The 3,235-nt window shown below is 37.4% G+C and carries 4 protein-coding genes; all 4 read left to right on the top strand.

Annotation, left to right across the window (positions count from 1 at the left end):
- Positions 1–211, top strand: a 211-nt coding sequence (locus tag K2X50_10420) for a hypothetical protein (protein MBX9587651.1), incomplete at its 5' end; no start/stop codon positions are given.
- On the top strand, positions 192–1,454 hold the full coding sequence (locus tag K2X50_10415; protein MBX9587650.1) for a Fic family protein: 1,263 nt from the start codon (positions 192–194) through the stop codon (positions 1,452–1,454). The genes K2X50_10420 and K2X50_10415, both read left to right, overlap by 20 nt.
- Positions 1,455–1,577: 123 nt before the next feature.
- Positions 1,578–2,534, top strand: a complete 957-nt coding sequence (locus K2X50_10410; GenBank protein ID MBX9587649.1) for a transposase — start codon at positions 1,578–1,580, stop codon at positions 2,532–2,534.
- Positions 2,535–2,691: 157 nt separating this feature from the next.
- Positions 2,692–3,235: hypothetical protein (locus K2X50_10405; GenBank protein ID MBX9587648.1), on the top strand; the 544-nt coding region annotated here is incomplete at its 3' end.

The following is a 3,235-nucleotide window of genomic DNA, read 5'->3' as shown; positions in this document are numbered from 1 at the left end:
ACCCTTTTTACTATGCGCACGACCGTGGGTGGTGTCCCCGGTTGTCTATTTAAAAATTTTTTTTAAACTACCCACCGGCACACACGACCCCTTCCTTCCCATTTGCTTGACCTCACTGGGAAATAGTGTGTATTCTAGCTTATCGCCATTAAATAAGCACTTCTCAATTTGGTTACCAATAAGAGGAAATGATGATGTATTATCCCGATGAGTTTGTAAATCAATACAGAAAATTTTTAGTACATAAGAATGCTACAGGAGAAAAAGTACCCAATTTAGATAGCCAAGTAGCTGATTTCAAAAATGCTGTTGATTATGCTAATTCTATTTTAGATAAAAAAAATTTTGAGGACTTTACTACGGAAGAGTTTTTAGATTTCATTCTACAAACTCATAAACGAGCTTGCCCTAGTCTCTACAAGACCCTTCCTAAAACTAAGATACCAGAATCACCAGGCGATTTTCGTTGTGATGATTCTTTAGAATTAATACCTCATCCCGAATCGCATAAATATTACACAGGAATTGGCTCTGAAAACATTTTTGAAATGACACGCTTTTTACGTCACCACGAAGCAGTAAAGGAAGCCGATATTGGCATCGAGTTTTTAAGTGGCTATTACAAGCTGTTATGGTCTCGTGATTTTGATGAAACTCAGCGTGCAGTTTTCAAGCGACGCGTTACCATGGATTACTTGACTAAAGACATGAATTCTTACGATGCGAATCGTTTTTTAGTTAAATACGCCGTGATTAGCAAACAACCAAATCCACCAAAAGAATGGGCTTTACCGTATTCTGAGGTCTCATCAAAACTGGATAGTCCTGTTACTGAGTTGGAAAAAAGTGCAGTAGGAAAAATATTTTGGATTCGCGACTGCATTAGCCTAAAAGAAAGAACATTGCAGTTTTGCGCTGATTTTCTCGATGCCAATAGAAAAGGCGTTGATCCTATTGAGATATTTGCTCGATTCTCACGCAGATTTATTCATATACATCCCTTCTTAAACGGTAATTCTAGAGACATGCACATCATCTTGAATCTTACAACCAGACGCGCAAAATTGCCTTATTTGTTTTTAGGAAATATTTTTCCTACACGAGATGAACTCTATGTAAACTATTTTCATCCGGTGAATGAAGATGACGTGTTGCCTAAATTTATTGATGCACTCCGAGATGCCGTTTCAATCGCACATAAAGAAGAACGATTACATCAAAAATCACAATCATCCATTAAATTACCAAATGGATCTTGGAAAATATACCCTAGGACAAAACAATCAGGAAATTATATTGGGCATCGGTTGTGCTTCTTTACATTTAGCAATGGTAACTCCGATGACGCAAATAAGTTGGTTGAAGATTTACAAGCGGATGGCTTCGATGCTCAACTTAAAAGTGCTCCCAGTGGTAATCCAAGTATTATAGTTGATCTAACAAATTCCAAATAATGTGCTCAGTGCTCAGGGGTCGTGTCTCCCGTTGGCTATCGTACAAAATCATTAAGGAAATATCCAACCCACGTTTCAAAACCCTGTATATAATTATTGCGAATGCTCAGATACTATTCAGTCATGGCAAGAGCACTGAGAATTCAATATCCTGGAGCATGGTATCATATCATGAACCGAGGTGCATGCCGGAAACCTATTTTTAATAACAATGCTGAGCGAATATTATTTTTGAGAGTGTTAAGTGAGGCAACACTTTCGCATCAGATAGAGATCCATGCCTATTGTTTGATGGGCAACCATTATCACCTGCTAATCCATACTCCAAAAGGAAATCTGGCGGAAGCCATGCATCAACTCGGAAGTGTGTATACAATTAGGTACAACAAAATTCATGGTACCGATGGCCCACTGTTTCGTGGAAGGTATAAATCAATTCTTGTTGATTCAGAAAATTATCTTATTCATCTTAGTCGATATATTCATTTGAACCCTATAAAACCCGGTTTCGCTGAGAACCCAGAGGATTATGTTTGGTCTAGCTACCAAGCTTATTTAGGAATAACTCCCAACCCACCCTGGTTATTTACACACGTTATCAAGCAATACTTCTTGAAAGAAACCTGGCCTTTTGAATACACTGAATTCACTAATGCAGGAAACTCTGATGTAATCGATGAATTTTATAATAAAACAAGAACACCCTCAATATTAGGATCAGATAATTTCATTGAAACAATAAAACAAAATCATAGCTATTTGGACTATTCAAACGAGGTGTCAGATAAAGTTATTCTCAAACCTACCATCGCTAATATTGTTGATGTTACTTCATATGTTTATGAGGTCCCATCATCCAAAGTTTATTGCTCACTCCGTGGGATAGAAAATACTCCACGACTTATGGTAATGCTAATTGCTAAAAAATATTTTGGCTACAAGCTTTCTGAGATTTTACAAGCGATGTCAATGCATAGTCAAAAAACTGTAGCTAGCAATATTGCGCGACTAGAAAAACTAATGGCAATAGATTCTTCTCTGGTGGATACGCGAGACAGAATACTAAATTTATTACAATAGCCAACGGGAGACACGACCCCTTTCCTCTCTGATATCATAATGAAAAACGTCAATTCTTGCATCTTTAAAAATATATTGACTATTACTAAAAAGTAATATATATTAATTCAATAGAGCAAATTAACTTAAAGACTTTATGAATATAAAGGAGCGTGCTATGAAACGGTCATTATTAGAATTTCGAAGAGCTTTTTCAACAGGCCTCCCCCTAATAAGTGAGATGGATAAACGCCCTCTCGTTAGCATCAGTAACAATTCATTTTATTATTATTTACTTAGCCTTGCTCATCCGGATTTCCAGCCACACTGGCAGCAAAAAAGAACCGCGTTCAAGCAATGTCTTATCATATCTCCTCCTTATTGGCTGAACAATGTGCATACCCATTTTCATTCTTATGACTGGGGGCACAACATCTTAGAATTGCCACATGCCGCTAGAGTAATTGCTAGCGATTTGTATCCTAACTACCCGGTAAAAAAGCCTATTACTTGGGAAATGTATCTCAACATAAGGCAACAAGCTCTAAAGTTTATACATGAGATTCCCAATGTTCAGCTTATCAACACTACTCCATTACCTATTCAGCAATCATCTCCTGGTAACTATGTGTTACCAACTCTTTCAGATAAACATTTACAGTTAACAACGGATACCTTCTTTTATAATTGGTGGCGGCAACCTGCGATGCACGGCTTGCCAG

The organism is Gammaproteobacteria bacterium, from assembly GCA_019748175.1.
Lineage (GTDB): Bacteria > Pseudomonadota > Gammaproteobacteria > JAIEPX01 > JAIEPX01 > JAIEPX01.
The sequence above is the reverse complement of the archived record's forward strand: the minus strand, read 5'-3'. Positions and strand labels throughout refer to the sequence as shown.

Excerpts from the sequence above, each read along its gene's own strand:
- K2X50_10415 (MBX9587650.1), top strand. The coding sequence starts at position 192 with ATGATGTATTATCCCGATGAGTTTGTAAATCAATACAGAAAATTTTTA.
- K2X50_10410 (MBX9587649.1), top strand. The coding sequence starts at position 1,578 with ATGGCAAGAGCACTGAGAATTCAATATCCTGGAGCATGGTATCATATC.